At 70.7% G+C, this 20937-nt stretch carries 13 protein-coding genes and 1 tRNA gene; 7 read left to right on the top strand and 7 right to left on the bottom strand.

What is annotated here, in order from left to right; genetic code table 11:
- Positions 1-25 precede the first annotated feature (25 nt).
- The 4 genes from ABT254_RS34125 to ABT254_RS34110 form a co-directional block, all read right to left on the bottom strand.
- Positions 26-3334 carry a lectin gene (locus tag ABT254_RS34125; protein ID WP_351478848.1) on the bottom strand — a complete coding sequence of 1103 codons (3309 nt, stop codon included), beginning with the start codon at positions 3332-3334 and terminating at the stop codon, positions 26-28.
- 341 nt (positions 3335-3675) lie between these two features.
- Positions 3676-5223, bottom strand: a complete 1548-nt coding sequence (locus ABT254_RS34120; protein ID WP_351478845.1) for a helix-turn-helix domain-containing protein — start codon at positions 5221-5223, stop codon at positions 3676-3678.
- On the bottom strand, positions 5220-5525 hold the full coding sequence (locus tag ABT254_RS34115; protein ID WP_351478842.1) for a helix-turn-helix domain-containing protein: 306 nt from the start codon (positions 5523-5525) through the stop codon (positions 5220-5222). The genes ABT254_RS34120 and ABT254_RS34115 overlap by 4 nt, the downstream gene beginning before the upstream one ends.
- Positions 5526-5708: 183 nt before the next feature.
- Positions 5709-5785 (bottom strand) — tRNA-Trp (locus tag ABT254_RS34110).
- A 116-nt stretch (positions 5786-5901) separates the two neighbouring features.
- On the opposite strand from ABT254_RS34110, the gene ABT254_RS34105 reads away from it, so the two are divergent.
- The gene (locus ABT254_RS34105) at positions 5902-7353 is read left to right on the top strand and encodes an amidase (RefSeq protein ID WP_351478839.1); all 1452 of its coding nucleotides are present in this window, start codon (positions 5902-5904) and stop codon (positions 7351-7353) included.
- 143 nt (positions 7354-7496) lie between these two features.
- Here ABT254_RS34105 and ABT254_RS34100 read toward each other — a convergent pair whose 3' ends face one another.
- Complete coding sequence (locus tag ABT254_RS34100) at positions 7497-8867, bottom strand: outer membrane protein assembly factor BamB family protein (protein ID WP_351478836.1); 1371 nt, start codon at positions 8865-8867, stop codon at positions 7497-7499.
- A 778-nt stretch (positions 8868-9645) separates the two neighbouring features.
- Between ABT254_RS34100 and ABT254_RS34095 the strand changes: the two genes are divergently transcribed.
- Entirely contained in the window at positions 9646-11493 is a 1848-nt protein-coding gene (locus tag ABT254_RS34095) for a phosphatidylglycerol lysyltransferase domain-containing protein (protein WP_351478833.1), read from the top strand.
- Between the two features lie 230 nt (positions 11494-11723).
- Positions 11724-14159: an aminopeptidase N gene (pepN, locus tag ABT254_RS34090; protein WP_351478830.1), complete on the top strand. Its 2436-nt coding sequence runs from the start codon at positions 11724-11726 to the stop codon at positions 14157-14159.
- 96 nt (positions 14160-14255) lie between these two features.
- Here pepN and ABT254_RS34085 read toward each other — a convergent pair whose 3' ends face one another.
- Positions 14256-15131 (bottom strand): lysozyme, encoded by an 876-nt coding sequence (locus ABT254_RS34085; RefSeq protein WP_450752032.1) that lies wholly within the window; start codon positions 15129-15131, stop codon positions 14256-14258.
- Positions 15132-15305: 174 nt separating this feature from the next.
- Here ABT254_RS34085 and ABT254_RS34080 point away from each other — a divergent pair, with 174 nt between their 5' ends.
- Positions 15306-16202 (top strand): PfkB family carbohydrate kinase, encoded by an 897-nt coding sequence (locus tag ABT254_RS34080; RefSeq protein ID WP_351478827.1) that lies wholly within the window; start codon positions 15306-15308, stop codon positions 16200-16202.
- Between the two features lie 263 nt (positions 16203-16465).
- Positions 16466-17746: an MFS transporter gene (locus ABT254_RS34075; protein ID WP_351478825.1), complete on the top strand. Its 1281-nt coding sequence runs from the start codon at positions 16466-16468 to the stop codon at positions 17744-17746.
- An 85-nt stretch (positions 17747-17831) separates the two neighbouring features.
- Here ABT254_RS34075 and ABT254_RS34070 read toward each other — a convergent pair whose 3' ends face one another.
- A complete protein-coding gene (locus ABT254_RS34070) occupies positions 17832-18797 on the bottom strand; it encodes a LysR family transcriptional regulator (protein WP_351478822.1) in 966 nt (321 codons plus the stop codon).
- Positions 18798-18949: 152 nt separating this feature from the next.
- Here ABT254_RS34070 and ABT254_RS34065 point away from each other — a divergent pair, with 152 nt between their 5' ends.
- Positions 18950-19936: a fumarylacetoacetate hydrolase family protein gene (locus tag ABT254_RS34065; protein WP_351478819.1), complete on the top strand. Its 987-nt coding sequence runs from the start codon at positions 18950-18952 to the stop codon at positions 19934-19936.
- Entirely contained in the window at positions 19933-20895 is a 963-nt protein-coding gene (locus ABT254_RS34060) for a cyclase family protein (protein WP_351478816.1), read from the top strand. Before ABT254_RS34065 ends, ABT254_RS34060 begins: the two co-directional genes overlap by 4 nt.
- Positions 20896-20937 lie beyond the last annotated feature (42 nt).

Here is a 20937-nt window from a genome sequence, read left to right as displayed (position 1 = left end):
CTGCGTCATCAGTGCCGCCAGGCCCTTACTGTCCGAAGCCGTAGGCGAACAGGTGATCGGCGCCCGTCGCACCCGTCACCGGCAGCGTGATCGAGGCCACCTGCTTGGACGCGTCAAGCGGGACCTTCGTGGCGAAGGCGTAGGTCTTGACGCTGTCCCGGCCTCCGCTCGCGGTGTTGCGGTACGACGTCGTGACGGCCGTCGTATCGCCCTCCATCGGCTTGCCGGCGCCGCCGTTCAGTGTCCAGTCCGAGAAGCCGACCGTCGCCTTCGAGGTGGTGCCGTCGGTGTAGGTGACGGTCAGCGTGCCCGAGATGCCGTCGCTCGGCGCGTTGGTCGCCGCACCGAGCAGGCCCAGCGACGCGCCCGAGGTGCCGGCCGGCATCGGAATGGTCTGGCCGGCCATCTCCAGGTTGTCCAGCTGACCGGATGTCACGCTCGGCCAGGTGTAGGAGATGCCGTCGACGGTGACGGTCGAGCCGCTCGTGACCCCGGCCGCCGACAGCGCGTTCTGCGAGAACGCCCAGCCATCGTTGTCGAAGCCGCCCGAGAAGGTGGCGCCGTCGGGATAGATGCCCTCGTTGGTGTTGTACGGCCACAGCGCCCCGGCCTTCGCCACGGCCACACGGAGGCTTGCGCCGCTCACTGTCCCGCCGGTGCTGTGGTCGGTCAGCGCAAAGGTGACCGGGTAGGTTCCCTCGCTCGTGCCGGCCGTCACGTGGATCTTCGCCTCGGCGCTGCCCGAGGCGGGCACGGTCAGCGATCCGGACGACGTGTCCAACGTGACGGCGGAGGGAGCCGTGGCCTTCCAGTCGACCGTGACGGCGTTGCTGCCGAGGTTGGTCAGGTCGAGGGTGGCGTCACCGGACGTACCGGGCTGGAGCACCAGACCGTCGCTGGAGGGGCCGGTCGCGGCCAGCACCCGGTTTCCGCCCGTGGCGTCCGAGGGCGGTGCGGCCGACGGGTCGGACGCCCAGGAGGTGTTGGGCTGGGTGCCGAGCGTGAAGTCGATGCTCCCCGCGCCCTTGAGCTGCCCGTACGTCAGCCAGGAGGTCTTCCAGTCCTTGCCCTTGACGGTGAGCGACTGCACGTACGGCGCGTCGGGCGCGGCCTGCGGTGCGTTGATCCGCACCGTCCTGCCGCCGGCGAGGGTCGCCTGGGCCACCGGGAACGCCGGGCTGCCGAGCGCCAGGGTGTCCGTGCCCGGGGTCTCGGGGTACATGCCCAGCTCGGACCAGACGTACCAGGAGCTCATCGCGCCGAGGTCGTCGTTGCCGAAGGAGCCGACCGGAGCGTTGAAGTACAGCTTCTGCTGGGCTTCGCGGACGGCCGCCTGGGTCTTCCACGGCCGGCCCGTGTAGTCGTACTCCCAGGGGATCTCCACGCTGGGCTCGTTGCTCAGGTCGGCGTCGGTGTTGCCGGGATCGGTGATGTTGTCGAGGAGGCTGTCCAGGAACGACGAGTACGCCTTGGGGCCGCCGCGTGCCTGGATGAGCTGCTGCAGGTTGAACGGGACCATCGGGGTGTACTGGGCGGAGGTGCCCTCCACGAACCCGTTGGAGGTGCCGGGGGTGAATCCGCCCGCGAACTGGCCGTCCTTGTTCTTGGCCTGCAAATGGCCGGTCTGCGGGTTGAAGACGTTCATCCAGTCCTGGGCCCGGGTGGCGAACTTCTCGTACACGTCCGTCTTGCCCAGGGACTTCGCGAACGCGGCCAGCGCGTAGTCGGCCGAGTCGTACTCCAGTTGAGTGGAGACCGGTCCGTAGAAGTTGCAGCAGCCGTAGTCGTTCTCGTCCAGCGGGAGATAGCCCAACGCGTCCCGTACCGACTCCCCCGGGCGGTCGTTGTTGGGGACGGTGGCCTCGTGCTGGAGAGCCGTGAGCGCCTTGCCGGTGTCGAAGTCCGTCGCGCCGAAGGCGTACGCGCCGGCGATGATGCCGGCGGCCGGGTCACCGACCATGACGTAGCTCTCGCCGTTGTTCGAGGCCCACTTGGGCAGCAGACCCGTCTGGTCGTAGCCGTTGAGCATCGAGGTGACGACGTCGCTCGCGACCTTGGGCTCGACCATCGCCATCAGCTGGGTCTGCGAGCGGTAGGTGTCCCAGCCCGAGTAGTTGGCGTACTGGGCCCTCTGCCCCTTGGCCAGCCTGTGGACCTGGTTGTCCATGCCCATGTACTGGCCATTGGCGTCGGAGAAGACGTTCGGGTGCAGCAGCGCGTGGTAGAGCGCGGTGTAGAACTGCACCTGCTGGTCGGAGGTGCCGCCGCCGATCTGGAGCTTGTTCAGCACCGCGTTCCACGCTTGGTGGTTGGCCTGCTCGACGGTGTCGAGGTTCCATGTCCTGATCTCGGTGGCGAGGTTGTCCGCCGCGTTTGCGTCGTTCGTGTAGGAGATGCCGACCTTCGCGCTCACCGTGGGGTCGGAGGAGGTGTCGAAGGTCAGGTACATGCCGTTCGCGCCCGTCGTGGGGGGCTGGGCCGCCCGGGGCGTGGTGCCGGCGCTCGGCGCCGGGGACGGTGTGCCGGAAGCCTTGGCACTGCTCCCGTGGATCGTGGGAGCCGGCTTCGCCGGGACGGTGAAGTGCTTCTCCTTCAGCGGGGCCGACTGGGAGGCCTGCGGGGTCTGCCGGACCGTGCCCGCCTTCAGCGACCTCGCGTCGGGGTTGATGGTGCTGCCGACCCAGGTGCCGCTCTCGGTGAACGGATGGTCGAACTTGATGTCGAAGTGCAGCGTGTACCTGTTCTTGGCGCCGCAGAAGTGACCGCTGTCGATCGCGCCGCTGATCTCCCGGTCGTTCACCACCTGGACCCGGGTTCCGTCCACCTGCGTGGCGCCGCCGCTCAGCTTGAACAGCAGGTTCGCCTGCCGGCCCGCCGGGAAGGTGAAGCGGCCGAGGCCCGCACGGGTGGTGTCGGCCAACTCGGTCTTGACGCCGTTCGCGTCGGTGACCTCGTAGGAGCCGATGCCTGCCTGCTCGTCGCTGTGGCTGAAGCCGACGGACGTGTCGCCGAGGCTGCCGGACAGCGCACCGGTCACCGGCAGGATCGGCAGGTCCCCCGCGACGGGGCAGCCGGGGCCCGAAACGTGGGTGAGGCTGAAGCCTGAGATCTTGCTGTCGTTGTACTCGTAGCCGCCGCCGTCGGGGCGGTGGGGCGTCGTGTCGGGTCCCCACTGCACCATGCCGGCCGGCATGTCGGGACCGGGGAAGGTGTCCACGGCACCGGACGTGCCGATGAGCGGGTTGACGAGGGACGCGGGGTCCTTCACGAACGCCGGCGTCGCGGTGCTCGCGGCATCGGCGCTGCCCGCTGCCGTGAGCGGCAGGGCGACCATGCCCAACACGCAGACCGCCGCCAAGTGCTGACGGCGTCTCTTGCGGTCACGTGGCGCAGCTGAACGTCGGGGTCTCACCATCGGTTGCCTCCGCAGCAGTTCGTGCTTCGCACATCAGGTGCCGACGCTCCCGTAACCACGCAGCGCCGACGGGAGACAACGTTGTCGGACACTCTCCGTACAGTCTGACAACGTTGCCATCCATGAGTGTCGAGTGAAACGCCTGAGCTGATGGGATGTCAACGAGGCCAACCGGACTTTCTGAGGGAGGAGTTCACCGATGGTCACACCCGCCCGGGCGGAGGTACCTCGGGGGGTCCTTTGGCCCGCGGAGTCCGACCTCAGCTGTCGCGCTCGTCGGCAGGAGTGTGCTCGGTGTCGATGGTGTAGACGTCCTTGAGCTTCACCTCGGTGACGCCGCGGCCCTCCGGGAAGACCGCGCGCCAGTCGCCGATGACGTGCAGCTCGTCGGTTCCCATCGCGCGGACCACCATCAGGCCCTGGTCGTAGGCGCGGTGTGCTTTCCACCAGAGGTTCGCGAAGGCCTGCGACCGGATGAGGTGCATCCAGTCGGTGCGGTACAGCTCCCGGTTGTAGTTCGATTCCCCCAGGGTCGAGACGAACTTCGAGTACATCGCCTTGACGTACTCCAGCGTCACTTCGTCGTCTTCGGCGATCGCCCGGTCCCGGGCGTCCTTGAGGGCGACGCGGAACTTCTCCAGCAGGCCTTCGGTGGCCCCCGAAGTCCACGACTCGTGGATCTCCGGCGGGTCGCACAGCCCGTACTTCGGCCCCGAGATCCGCAGCAGCAGCCGCAGCGTCGGTTCGGTCACCCACAGCGGTCCCGGCTCGTCCCGGCTGCCGATCGGGTTGGGCAGACAGGCGTCGTGGTCCCAGTCCGGCGGGGTGATCAGGTGGAGGCCGGCGCGGCGCGGGTTGTGATGGTTGCCGGTGGAGTGCTCCAACTGGCCGAGCGGCAGATGAGTCTTGAGGGCGCTCAGATAGGCGCCGTTGATGTCGAGCGCGGTGACCTCATGGAGGCCGGGCGGTAGTTCGGGCCGCGCCCACTTGGGGCGGGCCTCCCAGATCTGGTCCGCGCCGCGGGAGGACTGCTTGCGCAGGATGTCGGGCAGCCACGGATGGGCGACGATCTCGTAGCGGCCGCCCTTGCGGCTGTGGTCCAGCAGTGCCATCGCATCCGGGATCGCCCGCTTCACCAGTGCCTTGGTCGCCGCTTCCACGTCACCGGAGTGCTCGGCGAGCGCGGCCGAGACCGCTGAGCCGATCAGGTCCGGGGTGTCGGCGGTCTGCATGCGGCGGCCGACGGGCACGACCCGGACACCGCGTCCCGCCTGCCCCTGTCGGCCGCGGGATGGTGCACGCGAGAGAGTCGTCCGTGCGGCGGGCCTCTCCGGCGCGACGGGCTGCTTCGTCTCCTCGGGCGCGGCGGCCTGACACTCGGCGGGGTCCAGGTGCTGGGGGAATCCGGCGACCTGGTGACGGGCGGGCTGCCCGCACAGCACGCACGGTTGCGGGGTGGCGAGCACGTCGACGTCGTCGTCCTGGTCGGCGGTCGGCTCGGCATCCGCGCGAACTTCGTCCTCCGGCGCCTCCGCCGGGGCTTCCTCGGATACGTCCGCTGCCTCGGCGGCCAGCTTGGCCTTCGCCCCCTCGAGGAAGTACGCGTACTTCTCCCGCACTTCGCCGCTCGGGTCCCGTCCCGACTCCCAGCCCTTTACGGTGGAAGGGCTCACCGCCAGGGCCTGCGCAAGCTGGGCGCGCGAGACGTTCAGCTCCTCGCGCAGGGCACGCCGCTCCTCGACGGAGGGCAGCGCCACCTCCTTCTTGGCACCGGCGAGCAGCGCGTCGATCGCGCCGAAGTCCGTCATCGCACGCCCCCTTCGACGGCCGCAGGGCGCTGGGTGCCGGCCGGGCGGCCGGGAACGCGGCGGCGCGCGGCAGGCAGCGCCTCGGTGGCCCGGGTGGGTCCGGCCAGAAGTTCGAGGACGTCGATGCCGTAGTGCGCGGCGACCGCCTCGCAGTCGGTCAGACTCCACGCTGCGGTGCCTGACTGACGACGGCTCACCTGGGCCTGACTCACACCCAGAGCGGCGGCCAGCTCGGTCTGCGACTCGCCTGCCGCATGCAGGAGCGCCGCCACCGCCGATCGCACGCGCTCTTCAAGGCTCATACCCACGATGCTGACTATATCGCGCATTCCTCATGCACCATACGCATATCGCATGGAGGTTGGCAGTGGGGCGGCCAGGTGCGCGCAATGGCACAGGTCGGGCCAGTTCGGTGTGCAGTGCGCGCGGGATCGTTCCAGACGACGAAGAAGTCGGTCTCGAGCTGGACGCGTCGACATGATCAGTGGCAGGGGCGGCAGGATTTGAACCTGCGGCATCCGGTTTTGGAGACCGGCGCTCTGACCAGCTGAGCTACACCCCTTCGGTGGAGGACAGCTTGGTATGACCAGCGGGTCCATCGCCAAAGGTTTTCCAGCAACTGCCTTGCGCACACCGGCATTTCATGGCTCCTGCCGGGCACCGATACGTTCCGGATTCATGGAGTGGAATTTTCTGACGGCCGAAGAACTCATGGCCGCCCTGCGCGCCGGTGAAGTGACTTCGACGGAACTGACCGACGGGGCGATCGCCCGTATTGAGCGGGACGACAAGGCGGTCAACGCGATCTGCGTGCCGGACTTCGAGCGTGCGCGGGCCGCCGCCCGCGATGCCGACAAGGCCCGCGCCCGCGGTGAGGACCGGCCACTGCTCGGCATTCCGGTGACGGTCAAGGAGTCCTACAACATCGCCGGACTGCCCACGACCTGGGGCATACCGCTGCACCGGAACTACCTGCCGGCCGAGGACGCGGTGCAGGTGTCGCGGCTCAAGGGCGCAGGCGCGGTGGTGCTCGGCAAGACCAATGTGCCCTTGGGACTGCAGGACGTGCAGAGCTTCAACGAGATCTACGGCACCACCAACAATCCCTGGGACCACGCCCGTACGGCGGGTGGGTCCTCCGGCGGATCAGCGGCCGCGCTGGCGTGCGGGTTCGGCGCGCTGTCCATCGGCTCCGACATCGGCGGTTCGCTGCGCACCCCCGCGCATTTCTGCGGTGTCTACGCGCACAAGCCGACCCTCGGGCTGGCGGCGACCCGCGGCATGGTTCCGCCGCCCGCACCGGCACTGCCGGTCGAGCTTGATCTCGCTGTCGTCGGTCCGATGGCGCGCAGTGCCCGTGACCTCGCCCTCCTCTTCGACATCATGGCCGGACCGGACCCGCTGACGCTGGGTGTGGCACACGACTTGCGGCTGCCGCCCGCGCGCCACGAGCGGCTGGGCGACTTCCGGGTCCTGGTTCTCGACGACCATCCGCTCATTCCGACCGGGTCCGCCGTGCGGGCGGGCGTGAACCGGGTGGCCGACGCGCTTGCCGACGCCGGCGCCCGCGTCGAACGGCACAGTCCGCTGCTGCCCAGTCTCACCGAAGCGGCCGTGATCTACACGCGGTTGCTGTTCTCGTACTCCGCCGCACGATTCCCCGTCGACATGTACGAGCAGCTGCGAACCCACGCCGCCGGGCTGAGCGCGGACGACCGGAGTCTTGAGGCGGAACGGCTGCGCGGCACGGTGCTCAGCCACCGCGACTGGATCGAGGCGAACGACCTCCGTGAACTGCACCGTCACGGCTGGCGGCAGGTCTTCGCCGAGTTCGACGCCGTGGTGTGTCCCGTCACGCCCACTCCCGCGTTCCCGCACGACCACAACCCCGATCTGATGGGTCGCCGGATCGCCATCGACGGCGTCGAGTACCCGTACCTCGACCAGCTCGTCTGGGCCGGTCTGGCCACCATGCCCGGCCTGCCCGCCACCGCCGTACCCGCGGGCCGGTCCCCCGAGGGACTGCCGGTGGGCGTGCAGCTCATCGGTCCGATGTTCGAGGACCGTACCCCGCTGCGGCTGGCGGAACTGCTCGAGCCGAAGCTGGGTGGCTTCCAGGCGCCGAGGTGATCCGCAAGCCGGCAGTCGTTCGAGCGCGGCCGTGACGGCCCCGGTGCGGACCGTCAGGCGAGGCCGAACCAGCCGAGCGCCCTCTGGATCAGAGGGATGGTGGACATGGCGCCGATTCCGCGTACCGGCGCCCGGGTGTCTGTCTACGCGCCGGAGAACGCGCTGACGCCGGTCCGGGTGCCGAGGTAGACATGGTCGGCGGAGAGCACGGGCGAGGCGAAGTTCGGCAGGTCGCCCACCGCCAGGTGCTGTCGGACCCGTCCGGTGCCCGGGTCGAGGGCGTACAGCGTGCCCGCCTCGAAGTCGGTGACCCAGACCGCGCCGCCGCCGATCACGGGCGAGCCCGCCCGCCGCAGCGCCGTCCGCCACCCGGTGGTCATCGTGCCGTCCGCCCGGACCGTCAGCCGCAGCAGCCCGTCGAAGCACGGCACATAGACGGTGCTGCCGGTGAAGGCCGCCGCTCCGTACGCCGGGCAGGCGCCGGTCTGCGTGAGCTGCCCGCCGATGCCGCCGAGGTGGTCGGCGGACAGCAGGTAGGCGGTGCCGCTCTTGCCGACCATCACGACGAAGCGGCCGATCCGCACCGGGGTGAGGGAACCCAGGTCGGCATCGGCCGCGTTGTCCCGCCCCCAGTCGGAGGGGGCGAAGTAGTCGGTGCGGTGCAGACCGGCGGAGAGAGCCAGCACGGAGTCCGTTCCGTCGTAACTCCCGCCGGTGGACTCGCCGTTGCCGACGGAGACCAGGAGCCGCCCACCGTCGACCACCGGCCCGCCCGGCGCCCAGATGCCGCCCATACGGTGAGTGGGCACGGTGTACGAGGTGACAGGACCCGAGCCCGTCACCGCGACCGAGACCACCGAGCCGCGGTAGGACCCGCAGTCTCCGTACAACCCGCCGTACGCGATGTACACCCGGCCCGCCAGCAGGGCGAGCGCGGCACGCTGCTGGTGCGCCGATCGGTCGCCGGCCGGGGACTCCACCTCGCGGTCCACCTTCTCGCGCCCCGTGGCCAGGTCCAGCCCCACCAGGCGGTGACGCCCGCCGGCGGTCTCGGCCACGGCGAAGACGAGCCCGGTGGAGGCGTCGTACACGGGCGTGCCGGTGATGCCGAGCGGGTCGATGTTCCCGCACCCGAGGCCCGATCGGGGCTGCGGTGTGCCCAGGTGGCGGTGCCACAGGACGCGGCCGGTGTCCGGGGCGAGGGCGTAGACGGTGTCGTTCTCGGTGGCGGCCACCACCTTGCCGCGCACGACGAGCGGCTGGCCGTACACCGCTCCGTCGAGCCGGGCCGTCCAGGCCTGCCGGAGCGTACCGAGCGCCGGTGTGCCGGGGGCGTACCCGCTGCGCAGTCCGTCGCGGTGGTACGTCGTCCAGTCCGACCGCCCCGCCGGTGCCGCCGACCGGCTCTGCGGGGGCAGGGAGCGCGGGGCCGGTACGGCGCTGTCGTCCCCCGTCGAACACCCGGCGGCCAGCAGCCCGCCGCACAGCACGATCGCCGCCAGCCGCCGCACCATCACCCTCGCCCCTTCCGCCGTCGAGGAGTGAGGGACATATCTCCTCTCCTCCACTCTGCCCGGCAGACGCGTCCGCAGCTCCCACGGCGCGGACGCGAGGGCGCGGCAGGGCACCAACACCCCGCGTGACAGGGGGTTTGTCCAAAAGAGCACCAAGGGACGGTCAAGGTGACCGACAGATCCACCCGCACGGCCAACCGCGACCGGCCGTCTCTCGTCCTCAACTGCGCGAACGAGCACAGGCCGGTCACCGGGGCCAGCCATCTTTCGCCGTCCCGGCCGCACCCCATCGGTCCTACAAGATGTAGGGTGCTCTCGCCCTACAAGGCGTAGGGCCGGGTCGACGGCAGCACGCGGGAAGAGACATGAACAAAGTACCGCGCACCGATCATGGTTGCCGACCAGAGGGATCCATACGGCACCCTCAGGAGCTGCGCTCCGAGCGCGAGGCGCTTGCCGCTCTGCGGGCCCCGGCCGGGGAGCTCACCGCGCCATCGGCGTTCCGCCCGGCGGGACCGTCCGGCTCACGATCCGCCGACGCCCGCTCGCCGGTGAGGGATCTCGCCGAAACGACCTCACGGCCCTTGCGGCACGCCCTTGCCCATCGGCCCGCCACCGCCGGCCGATGGACCGCCTTCGGGCAACCCGCGCCGCAGGCGTGCGGCTGGCGTTCGTTCGGACTACGCGGTACAAGGGGTCGGGCACGCGACGGTCCTCCCCCGCGCTCCGTCCCCACCCGCACCGCTTCCACCGCCCACTCCCCAAGGTGACCCCAGTCATGACCGCCCAGCAGCAGTCGGCCCTGATCCCCCGCCGGCGCACCACTCCCGAACAAGTGCCCGCTCCTTCCCGGCTGCGGGCGCGGGCAGCCGCATTCACCGTCTGGTATCTGCGGCTGATCGCCCTGCTCAACATCGCGGCGGTCGTGTCCGTGCCGTTCCGGCGCGAGGTCGACGAGCACAACACCGGCCGGATCTACGCCTCCCACACGGCCCACCGGTTCCACGCGCACCACGCGGGTGAGTACTTCACGCCCTATCTGGCCACCGCCGGCCTGGTCTCGGCTGCGCTCGCGATCTTCCTGTCGCTGGTGATGCGGCGCCGGAAGCGGGCCGCCTGGACGGTCAACATGGTGCTCGCCGGGCCGCTGTTCGCGCTGTACGCCGTCGCACTCACCCAGGACCCGTTTCGCGCGCACGTCTTCAACTGGGCATCGGCCCTGCTCACCGGCCTGTTCGTAGCCGCGCTGCTGATCGGGCGCCGGGAGTTCGAGGCGGTCGGGGACCCGTCCAACCCGAAGCTGGCGCTCGCCGTCGGAGCGGGCGGCATCCTGGTCAGCGGCACGATCGGCACGCTGCTGGTCGGCGCGACGAACAAACTCCACGGCGCCACCCTCTTCGACAAGGTGGCGTACACACTGCTGCGGGGCATCAGCGTCGGCCCGCTCGCCGACCGCGTGGATGCCGTGCAGGCGCCCCGCTGGGTGGACGTCATCGTCAACATCATGGTCGCGGCGACCTTCTGCCTCGTGCTGTACGTCTTCTTCCGCTCGCCCCGCGGCCGGGACCTGCTCGGCGCGGAGGACGAGGAGCGGCTGCGCGCGCTGCTCGACCGGCACGGCGAGCGCGACTCCCTCGGCTACTTCGTGCTCCGCCGCGACAAGGCGGTCATCTGGTCGCCGACGGGCAAGGCCGCCGTCGCCTACCGCGTGGTCGGCGGCGTCACCCTCGCCTCCGGAGACCCGATCGGCGACCCGGAGGCCTGGCCCGGCGCCATCGACGCCTGGCTCGCCGAGGCCCGCCGCCACGCCTGGACGCCTGCCGTGATGGGCGCGAGCGAGGAGGCCGGCACGATCTACGCCCGGCACGGCCTGGACGCTCTGGAACTCGGCGACGAGGCCATCGTGGACCTTGCCGACTTCACCCTCGAAGGCCGCGCCATGCGCGTCGTACGTCAGGCGCACAACCGGGTGCGGCGGGCCGGATACACCGTGAGTATGCGCCGTCACGCCGACATCCCCGAGGACGAGATGGCCACGCTGGTCGAACGCGCCGACCAATGGCGCGACGGCGCCACCGAGCGCGGCTTCTCCATGGCGCTCGGCCGGCTCGGCGACCCCGGCGACGGAAACTGCGTGATGCTGGAGTGCCGCGACGCCGAAGGCGAGCTGCGGGCGCTGCTGAGCTTCGTGCCCTGGGGCGAGCACGGGCTGTCCCTTGACCTCATGCGCCGCGACCGGGACGGCGAGAACGGCCTGATGGAGTTCATGGTCGTCGAACTGCTGCTGCGCGCCGAGGAGTTGGGCGTGCGTCGGGTGTCGCTGAACTTCGCCATGTTCCGCGCCGTCTTCGAGCGCGGCGCACGCCTGGGCGCCGGACCGGTGCTGCGGCTGTGGCGCTCGATCCTCACCTTCTTCTCCCGCTGGTGGCAGATCGAGTCCCTCTACCGCGCCAACGCCAAGTACCGGCCGGTGTGGGAGCCCCGCTTCCTGCTGTTCGAGAAGACGGCGGACCTGCCGCGGATCGGCATCGCCAGCGCCTGTGCGGAGGGTTTCCTCACCCCGCCCCGCCTGCCCCAGCTCCGGAGGAACCAGCCCGACGTGCCGGTGAAAACCTACGCTCCATGAGGCCGTCGCCCGGCTGAAGGAGGCGTCGGAGGTGCCGTTGCGCTCGCAGGGCGGCCTGTCGGCGAACCGGGCACGGGTGACCGTCCGGCGCCTCCTCTCCCTGCGGTGCTCAGCCCCGCGGCCACGCCAACTGCCGGACACCCGGCGCCCGTTCGGTGCACCGGAAAACCGTGCGCGCGGGCGCCGCTGTCCGGCATACGCTGACGCCCGCTGTCTGCCGAGGAGGACGCATGGGGATCCGAAGCCTGACCCGTGGCGAAGCCGAGCGCCGGGCCGCACTGCTGACCGTCGAGCGGTACGACGTGGACGTCGACCTCACGGCGCTGCCGGACGGACCAGAGGTGCGGTGTGTGTCCACGGTGACCTTCACCTGCCATGAACCGGGCGCCGAGAGCTTCGTGGACTGCGCGGCAGAGGTCGTCGGCGCCACGCTGAACGGCACCGCTCTCACCCCGAGCGGTGACGGCCGGATCCCGCTGCCCGCCCTGGCCGGGCACAATGTGCTGCGCGTGGAGAGCATCCAGGCCGACACGGCCGCGGGCGAGGGTGTGCACAAGGCGACCGACCCCGCCGACGGCGAGGTCTATGTGTGGATGAGCTTCGAACCGGACGAGGCCCGGTTCGTCTGGGCGTGCTTCGACCAGCCCGATCTCAAGGCCCCGCACGCCTTCACCGTGACGGCCCCCGCCGCTTGGACCGTCACCAGCAACTCCGGCGAGGCACGCATCGAGGAGCTGGGGACGGCCCGCCGCTGGACCTTCCCGGACACTCCGCCGCTGTCCACGTACAACACCGTCGTCAACGCGGGCCCCTTCCACGAGATCCGCCGCGAGGCCGACGGCCATGACCTGGGCCTGTACGCGCGCCGCTCGCTCGCCGAGGTCCTCGACCGTGATGCCGACGAGATCTTCACCGTCACCCGGCAGGGCCTCGCCTTCTACGGCGAGACCTTCGCGATGCCGTTCCCGCAGCGCAGATACGACCAGGTGTTCGTGCCCGAGTTCGGCGGGGCGATGGAGAACTACGGCTGTGTGACCTGGTCGGACGTGTTCCTGCGGAGGGCCGCGCCGACGCCCGCGGAGCGGGAGCTGCTCGCCAAGGTGCTGCTGCACGAGATGGCGCACATGTGGTTCGGCAATATCGTCACCATGCGCTGGTGGGACGACCTCTGGCTGAACGAGGCGTTCGCGGAGTTCGCCTGCAACTGGGCCGCCGAGCGCGCCACCCGCTACACGGACGCCTGGGCGCGCCATCTGGTGAGCGACAAACTGAGGGCCTATCTGACCGACCAGGGCCCGGCCTCCCACCCGATCCACCAGCCCATCCACGATGTCGCCCAGGCCGCGTCGATCTTCGACAGCATCACCTATCCCAAGGGCGCGTCCGTCCTGCGGCAGCTCATGACGTATGTCGGCGAAGAGAGCTTCCGCGCCGGCATGGCCGCCTACTTCGCCCGCCACGCCTGGGGCAACACCACGCTCCAGGACCTGATCGACTCCCTCGGCAAGGCGAGCGGGCGAGACCTGGACGGCTGGCGCACCGCCTGGCTGGCGACGGCAGGCACCGACCGTTTCTCGCTGGAGCGCGACGGCGAGACCGTCACGCTGGTGGCGGCCGGCACCCCACGCCCGCAGGTTCTGGCGGTGGGCGCGTACACCCGGAACGGACAGACGCTGGAACGCACGGGGCTCGTACGCATCGAGGTGACACAGCCCCGTACCCCCGTCGCCGGCCTGCCTCCCGCGCCGGACGTCCTGCTGATCAACGACGACGACCTGACCTTCGCCACGGCCCGCCCGGACCCCACGACCCGAGACGCACTCTTCCGTAGGGCCGCGGATCTGCCCACGCCCATCTCCCGGGGCGTCGCCGCCGCCACCGTGTGGGACATGCTGACCACCGGCGAGGCCACGGCCGCGGAAGCCGGGCAGTGCATCACCGCGGTCCTCGCGGCGGAGACGTCGGACGCCGTCATCGAGCCGTATCTGATGCTCGCCGGGAACATCGCGGAACTGTGGGCGCCGCCCGGCGAACGCGCGCGGCTCACGGCGGCGGTGACCAGGACCTGCCGGGACCTCGCCGCGGATCCCGGCCGCCGCCGGGTCGCCCTGCGGGGCCTTGCCCGCACCGCCACGACCGCCGAAGATCTGGCCTGGCTGCGCGAGCAGGCGGGCACGGACGTCGATCTGCACTGGCGCGCACTGGTCCGTGCGGCCGAACTGGGCGAGGACGTCACCTCCGAGGCCGCCCTCCTGCTGGAACGCGACCCGGACCCCGACGCGTGGATCCGCGCCCTCACCGTACGGGCCGCGGTGCCCGACGCCGCCGCCAAGGCGGAGGTCTGGCAGAAGCTCGTCGTCGACCGCACCGTCCCCGTCTCCGCCGTCGGGCAGGTGGCGGCGGCCTTCTGGCGCCCCGCCCAGGACGACCTGCTCAGCCCCTACACGCGGCGCTATCTGGAGGCGGTCCCCCATCTGCACCAGGGTGGGATGATCCCGGCGATGGGGTTCACGAGCCACCTGTTCCCGCCGTACGCCGTCGATTCCGATTACCTCGAAAGCGCCCAGCGGATCTCCGAAGAGGCGGCCCCGGTGGTCCGCAAAACAATCCTCGAACGCTCGGACACGGTCCGCCGCATGCTTCATGCGCGTTCCCACAGGCCCTGACCGTTCCTGCGGGAGGCCCGGACCGTGCAGGCCCGGCCGCATCTGCCTGCGGCCGTGCCTGCGCCGGGGCTCAGCCCCGGCCGGCACCGGAAGCGGTCATTCGTCGGCCCGGTGACTGGCCGCGAACTCCCGCAGTTTGTCCACGGGGGCGTTGAACCTGTCGTGGTCGCCGACGGTCGGCCCGGACGACGTGTACTGCCACATCATGTACGTCGACCAGCCCGCCGGAAGTTCGCCGACCGTCGAGCCGTACCTGGCGACCCACAGGGGGTTGGTGGAGCCGAAGCCCTTGTAGCCGCCCGTGCAGTTGTTCCACCAGTTCGTGGCCGTGTAGATCACGGCGGTGCGGCCGGTGCGGGCCTTGTAGCGGTTCAGGAAGGCACGGATCCAGGCCACCATGCCGCTCTTGGTCTTGCCGTAACAGGCGTCACCGTAGGGGTTCCACTCGATGTCGAGGGCACCGGGCAGTGTCCGGCCGTCGGCGGACCAGCGCCCGCCGTGGTCGACGAAGTAGTCGGCCTGCGCGGTGCCGCTGCTGGAGTCCGGCGTGGCGAAGTGGTAGGCCCCGCGGACCATGCCGACGCGATAGGCGCCGTCGTACTGCTGGGCGAAGTAGGGGTTCTGGTAGGACGTCCCCTCTGTGGCCTTCGTGTAGGACCAGCGGGTGCCGCTGCTCCACAAGGCGGACCAGGCGACGTCACCCTGGTAGCTGGAGACGTCGACGCCCTCGGTCTGGCCGACCTGCAGGGGCGGGGGGTCGGGATCGGGATCGGAGTGAGCGCCCATTCCTTCGTACTTTCCGACGCCCATTCCCATGTAGGCGTGGCCGCGCACGGGGTCGGGCCAGGGTCCGGCCGCCGAGTACGCGGGCGGCATTGCGGGCAGGGTGAGGAGGAGGCCGGTCAGGGCAGCGATGAGACGCCAGCGCGAGCGGCCGTGCTGAGGACGGAAGCAGCTTGGCACGCAACCCATCTGATCCCGGGACACGCCGGACCGCACGTCATGTACCGCCCAACGAAGGCATCGTCGGTGCCGGAGTACTCCAATGGGTGTGCCTCGTGTTTGCGCGTGCGGCGACATCGTCGATGCCGTTTTCCATGGGTCCGTACGCTGGCCGCATGCCCGTGCGGGAGGAGGTGCTGGTGGGTGGAGCCGGCGACGAGGAGACATCCCGAAGGCCTGTTCGTCGGCTTGTGCACGCTGGACGTCATCCAGCTCGTGGACCATGCGCCGGCATCGAACGAGAAACTGACGGCTCGTGAGCAGGTCGTCGCGGCCGGCGGTCCGGCGGCGAACGCGGCCGCCGCCTTCAGCCACCTGGGTGGTACGGCCAGGCTGCTCACCGCGGTCGGCTCCCATCCGCTGGGGCTCGGGATCAAGGAAGACCTCGGCCGGCTGGGCGTGGCCGTGTCGGACCTGGCGGCGGAGTCGGCCGAGCCCCCGGCGGTGTCTTCCATTCTGGTGACTGCGTCCAGCGGGGAACGCGCCGTCGCCTCGACCAACGCGCAAGGCCACCGGCTCGGCCCGCCCGACGATCTCGACGTGTTGGTGGCCGCCTGTGACATCGCGGAGTTCGACGGCCATCACATGGAACTGGCCGTGGCCGCTGCCCGGCTCGCGCGTGCCGCCGGCCGTCCGACCGTCTTCGACGGGGGCAGCTGGAAGGAGGGCACGCAGCATCTGCTGCCTTTCATCGATGTGGCCGTGTGCTCGGCCGACTTCCGCCCGCCCGGCGCGAGCACGCCGACGGACACCCTGCGCTTCCTGCGGGAGCACGGGGTCGGCTGGTCGGCGGTCAGCCAAGGAGAACGGCCCATCATGTGGGAGGGGCCCCACAGCAGTGGAACGGTGGACGTGCCCGCGGTCCAGGTGGCGGACACGCTGGGGGCGGGTGACGTTCTGCACGGGGCGCTCGCTCATCACCTCGCCGTTCAGCGCCCCCTGACATCGGAGGGCTTCGTTCAAGCCCTGCATGGCGCGGCCGCGGTGGCCTCGCGAGCGTGTGCGTCGTTCGGCACACGCGCCTGGATGCAAGGAGGTTGAGGCCACACCGGCCGCCCCGGACTCTACCCCGTCATGGTTGAAATTTCAAACACAGATCGGCCCATTCATCGCATGGATGCACCGGATACGTGATTCGGATAGCGCCAAGGATGGCGGCAGGCACCGGACGCACCCATAGTCGTCCCTACCCGCACGCCGCTGTCCGGACCAGTCGCCGTCGTGCGGCCCGTCCCCTGCATGCCGTGCGCCGATGGCGCCCCTGACAGGCATGCCCGCTTCCGTACACCCTGCCTGGAGTCGCCATGCCCGGTTCCGTCCCGCCGCCGCCCGCCACCGCGGTCGACGACGCCTCTTCGTCGCCCGTAGCCGTCTCGGGTCCGGCCCATCTGCTGCGTGTGAGCGTCCTGATGGCGGGCAGTTGTCTGCCGATCCTCGGGGCGGTGCTCATCGCGCCGGTTCTGCCCAAGATGCAGGACCACTTCGGATCGGTTCCGGGTGCGAAGGCGCTGGTGCCTCTCGCGCTGACCGTCCCGGCGCTGGCGCTGGCCCTGCTGGCCCCGTTCGCCGGCGTGATCGTGGACCGGCTCGGCCGCAGGCGTCTGCTGATCGTGGCCACGCTGCTGTACGCCGTGTTCGGCACCGCCCCGCTCTGGCTGGACTCGCTCGGTGCCATCATCGCCAGCCGCGCGCTCGTCGGTGTCACCGAGGCCGCGATCATGACGTGCTGCACCACGCTGATCGGCGACTACTACTCGGGGCAGCGGCGGGTGAAGTACCTCGCCCTGCAGACCATGTGTGCCTCTGCCTCGGCGACCGTCTTCTTCGTGCTCGGTGGCGCCGCCGGATCGGCGGGCTGGCGCGTGCCCTTTGGGGTGTACGCCGTGAGCCTGGCGCTCGCCCCGCTGATGGTGACCGTCCTGCCCGACCTGGCTGCACGCCCGGCTGCACACCCCGCCGCCGTCGAGGCACCGGCCGCGGCGACGGCCCGACGGCCCTTCCCCTGGCGGGAGTTGCGGGGCGTCTGCGCCATGACCTTCTTCGGTGCGATGGTCTTCTACACCGTGCCGGTGGAGATGTCGTACCTGCTCGACGGCCTCGGGACGAAGGACTCCGGTGTGATCGGGCTGGCCACGGCGATCGCCAGCGCCGCGACCGTGGGCGGGGCGATCGCCTTCGCCCGCCTCGGACGCTCCCCGGACGCGATGCTGCCGGCCGTTCTCGGCGTCTGCGCGGTCGGCTTCGGGGTGATGTTCCTCGCCGGCAACGCGCCGCTGCTGGTCGCCGGAGCGGTGATCAACTGTGTGGGCACGGGCATGCTGCTGCCCGCCCTTCTCACCAGCGCCATGTCCCGGCTGGCCTACGAGGACCGCGGCCGCGGCACGGGCCTGTGGACGGCGGCCTTCTTCGCCGGTGAGTTCGTCTGCCCGCTGGTGCTGCTCGCCGTGGAGTCGGCGGTCGGCAGCCTCGCCGGCGCCGTGGGCATCCTGGGACTGGCCGCCGCTCTCGTCGCCGCCGGACTGCTGGCGGCCCGCCGCCGCACGCCCGCAGACGACTCCCGGCCGCTGCCCCAGCAACTGGCCTGAGCACGCAAGCCGACGGCGCCCGCAGACGCCTTGCTCAGGGGCCGCCGGACCGGATCACTGCCGGTCCGGCGACCGGCGCCGGGGATCACATCCGGTCCGGCGCCGACCCGGCGCCGTGTCCGCCGGGTACGGCCGTCCCGTGGCCGTTGCCCGTCAGCGTCACGCCCACCTCTGCCGCCTTCTGCCGGAGCCAGATGTGGGCCGCGTCCTGGGCGTGGACCGGGTGCCACCACATCGCCTCCCGTACCGGTACGGCCTCGAAGGGGCAGGGCAGGACGCGTACCGCGGCGGAGCGGACCGCTCTTCGGGCCAGGCGTTCCTGGATCATCGCGACCCTGCTGGTGCCCTCGACCATGTGGGGCAGCAGCTGGAAGGCCTGCACGGACACCTCCACCCGGGGACTGATGCCGATCATGCTGAGCTGGCGGGCCGCGGGCGCGTCGTAGGGCCGCTGGTAGACGACCCAGGGCAGGCGTGCCAGATGGTCGAGGGTGAGCGCGTCGCCGATCTCGGGGTTGTCGTCGGCGACCAGGCACAGCCATCGGTCCTGGTGGAGGTCGACAGCCGGCAGGCCGTCGATGACTCCGTGCGGCATCAGCAGGCCGTCGACCGTGCTCAGCGAGGTGGCGGGGTTCTCCACGACGGAGGGCGGTGTGTGCTGGAAGGTGAGCCGGATGCCGGGCGCCTCGTCGTGCAGGGCGCGGGCGAGCGCGGCGCCGAACACGGCCGTGCCGTAGTCGGAGGCGAACAGCGTGAACTCCCGGGTCTCCGCCGCCGGGTCGAAGTCGGCCTGGCTGGAGAAGACGCGTTCCAGCAGGTCGCAGGCGGTCACACTGCGATCTCGCAGGGCGACACCGAGCGGGGTCAGCTCGTAGGCGTTCCCCGTGCGGGCCAGCAATTCGTCTCCGAAATGCCGGCGCAGCCTGGCCAGCGCCGCGCTCATCGCGGGCTGGCTCAGCCCGATGCGCTCGCCGGCCCGGGTGACGTTGCGCTCCTCCAGCAGCGCACGCAGGGCGACCACCAGATTGAGGTCGAGACGGGACAGGTTCACCGGTTACCACCTTGGAGCGAGCGCCGGGCCGAGAGTGAGGACGGCCATCCTACGAGCCATCCATGGCATGGATGTGGTGGATCCACAGGATTGATTTCCCTGATTGGTTGATCGGGGTCACAGTAGTCCGCAACCCAGCAGGAGGAAATCTGATGGCAACGCTCGTGCAACCTGCCGGCCCGTTCGCGCTCGGCACGTTCTCGGCCCAGGACGCCCACGACCCCTTCCCCGGCCTCCTGGCCGAGGGACGCGTACTCGACCTGAGCAAAGCCCTGGACTGGGCGCCGCGCGAGGTGCGTGCCGTGGTCGAGCGGTGGGAGCAGGCCCTCCCCCAGCTGCACGCCCTGGCGGGCGACACCGCCCTCGACTGGCGGCCGCTGGAGGGCCTGCGGGTGCACGCCCCGCTGGAGCCCCGCCAGATCTTCCAGTCCGGCGCCAACTACCGGCAGCACGTGATCGACCTGGAGGCCGCGCACCGCTCGCCGGACGACCCGCGCACGGTCGAGGAGGCGCGTGCGGAGATCGCCGCGGTCATGGACCGCCGGGCCGCCGAGGACCTGCCCTACGTGTTCATCGGCCTGCCGAGCACCATCGCGGGACCGTACGACGACGTCGTACTCCCCGAATGGGCCGAACAGCCCGACTGGGAGCTGGAGTTGGCAGCCGTCATCGCCAAGCCCGCCTACCGGGTGCCGGTGGAGGAGGCTCTCGGACACGTCGCCGGGTACACGATCGCCAACGACCTCACCGATCGTGCCACCGTCTTCCGCCGGGACATGAAGGCCATCGGCACGGACTGGCTGCGCTGCAAGAACGCCCCCGGCTTCACCCCGCTCGGGCCATGGCTCGTGCCGGCCGGGTCGATCGCGGATCCGCAGGATCTTCGGGTCACGCTGAAGCTGAACGGCGACACCATGCAGGACGAGTCCACCAAGGACATGCTCTTCGGGGTCGCGCGACTGGTGTCGTACATCTCCCAGACCTCTCGGCTTCTGCCCGGCGACCTGGTGTTGACCGGCAGCCCGGCCGGCAACGGCATGCACTGGGGCCGGCTGCTGCGCGAAGGCGACGTCATGGAGGGCTCCATCACCGGTCTGGGCGTCCAGCGCACCCGATGTGTCGCGGAGAAGGCGTCATGACTCTTGACCCTCACGACCCGGAAGGCGCGATCGCCGAGGCCGCCAAGGCCTACTCCAACTGGGGGCGCTGGGGCGAGGACGACGTGCTCGGCACGCTCAACTTCCTCGACGAGGCCAAGCGGCGCGAAGGGGCTGCGCTCGTGCGCCGGGGGGTCAGCTTCTCACTGTCGCAGTCCTTCGACATGAACGGCCCGCAGAAGGGCTGGCGCCGGCGGACCAACCCCGTGCACACCATGCTCGACACCGGCACCGACGCCGCCCTCGGCAACCAGGGCTTCCCGCACGGCATCGGCGGCGCCGACGACGTGATCGCCATGCCGTTGCAGTGCTCCACCCAGTGGGACGGGCTCGGCCACATCTTCGACCACGGCAAGGCCTGGAACGGACGGGCCGCCGAGAAGGTCGTCACCTCCGACGGCGACCTCGTCACCGGCATCGAGCACATGGCACCCCATGTCGCCGGGCGCGGGGTCCTCCTCGACGTGGGCCAAGTGGTCGGGGTGGACGGCGAGTTGCCCGACGGGTTCGCCATCACCGTGGAGCATCTGACCGCGGCCGCCGCGGCGCACGGGGTGGCCGTCGGGCGCGGCGACATCGTCCTCGTGCGGACCGGGCGCCTCGCGCGCGCCCGGCGCGAGGGCTGGGGCGACTATGCGGGCGGGCCCGCGCCGGGCCTGTCGTTCACCACCGCGGGCTGGCTGCACGGCAGCGAGATCGCCGCGATCGCCACCGACACCTGGGGCTTCGAGGTGCGGCCCAACGAATTCGAGGGCGCCTTCCAGCCGCTGCACCAGGTCGCCATCCCCAACATCGGACTGCTGATCGGCGAGATGTGGGACCTCGACGCGCTCGCCGCGGACTGCGCCGAGGACGGCGTGTACGAGTTCTGGCTCACCGCCGCGCCGCTGCCCATCACCGGTGCGGTCGGCTCGCCGGTCAACCCCATCGCCGTCAAGTAACGCTCACGGCCGCGCCCTGACGGGGCGTGCCGCATCCCCCGC

It is taken from the genome of Streptomyces sp. NPDC001137 (assembly GCF_040298885.1).
Taxonomy (GTDB): domain Bacteria; phylum Actinomycetota; class Actinomycetes; order Streptomycetales; family Streptomycetaceae; genus Streptomyces.
Note: the sequence above shows the minus strand (reverse complement) of the source record. Positions and strands in the feature narration are given on the sequence as shown.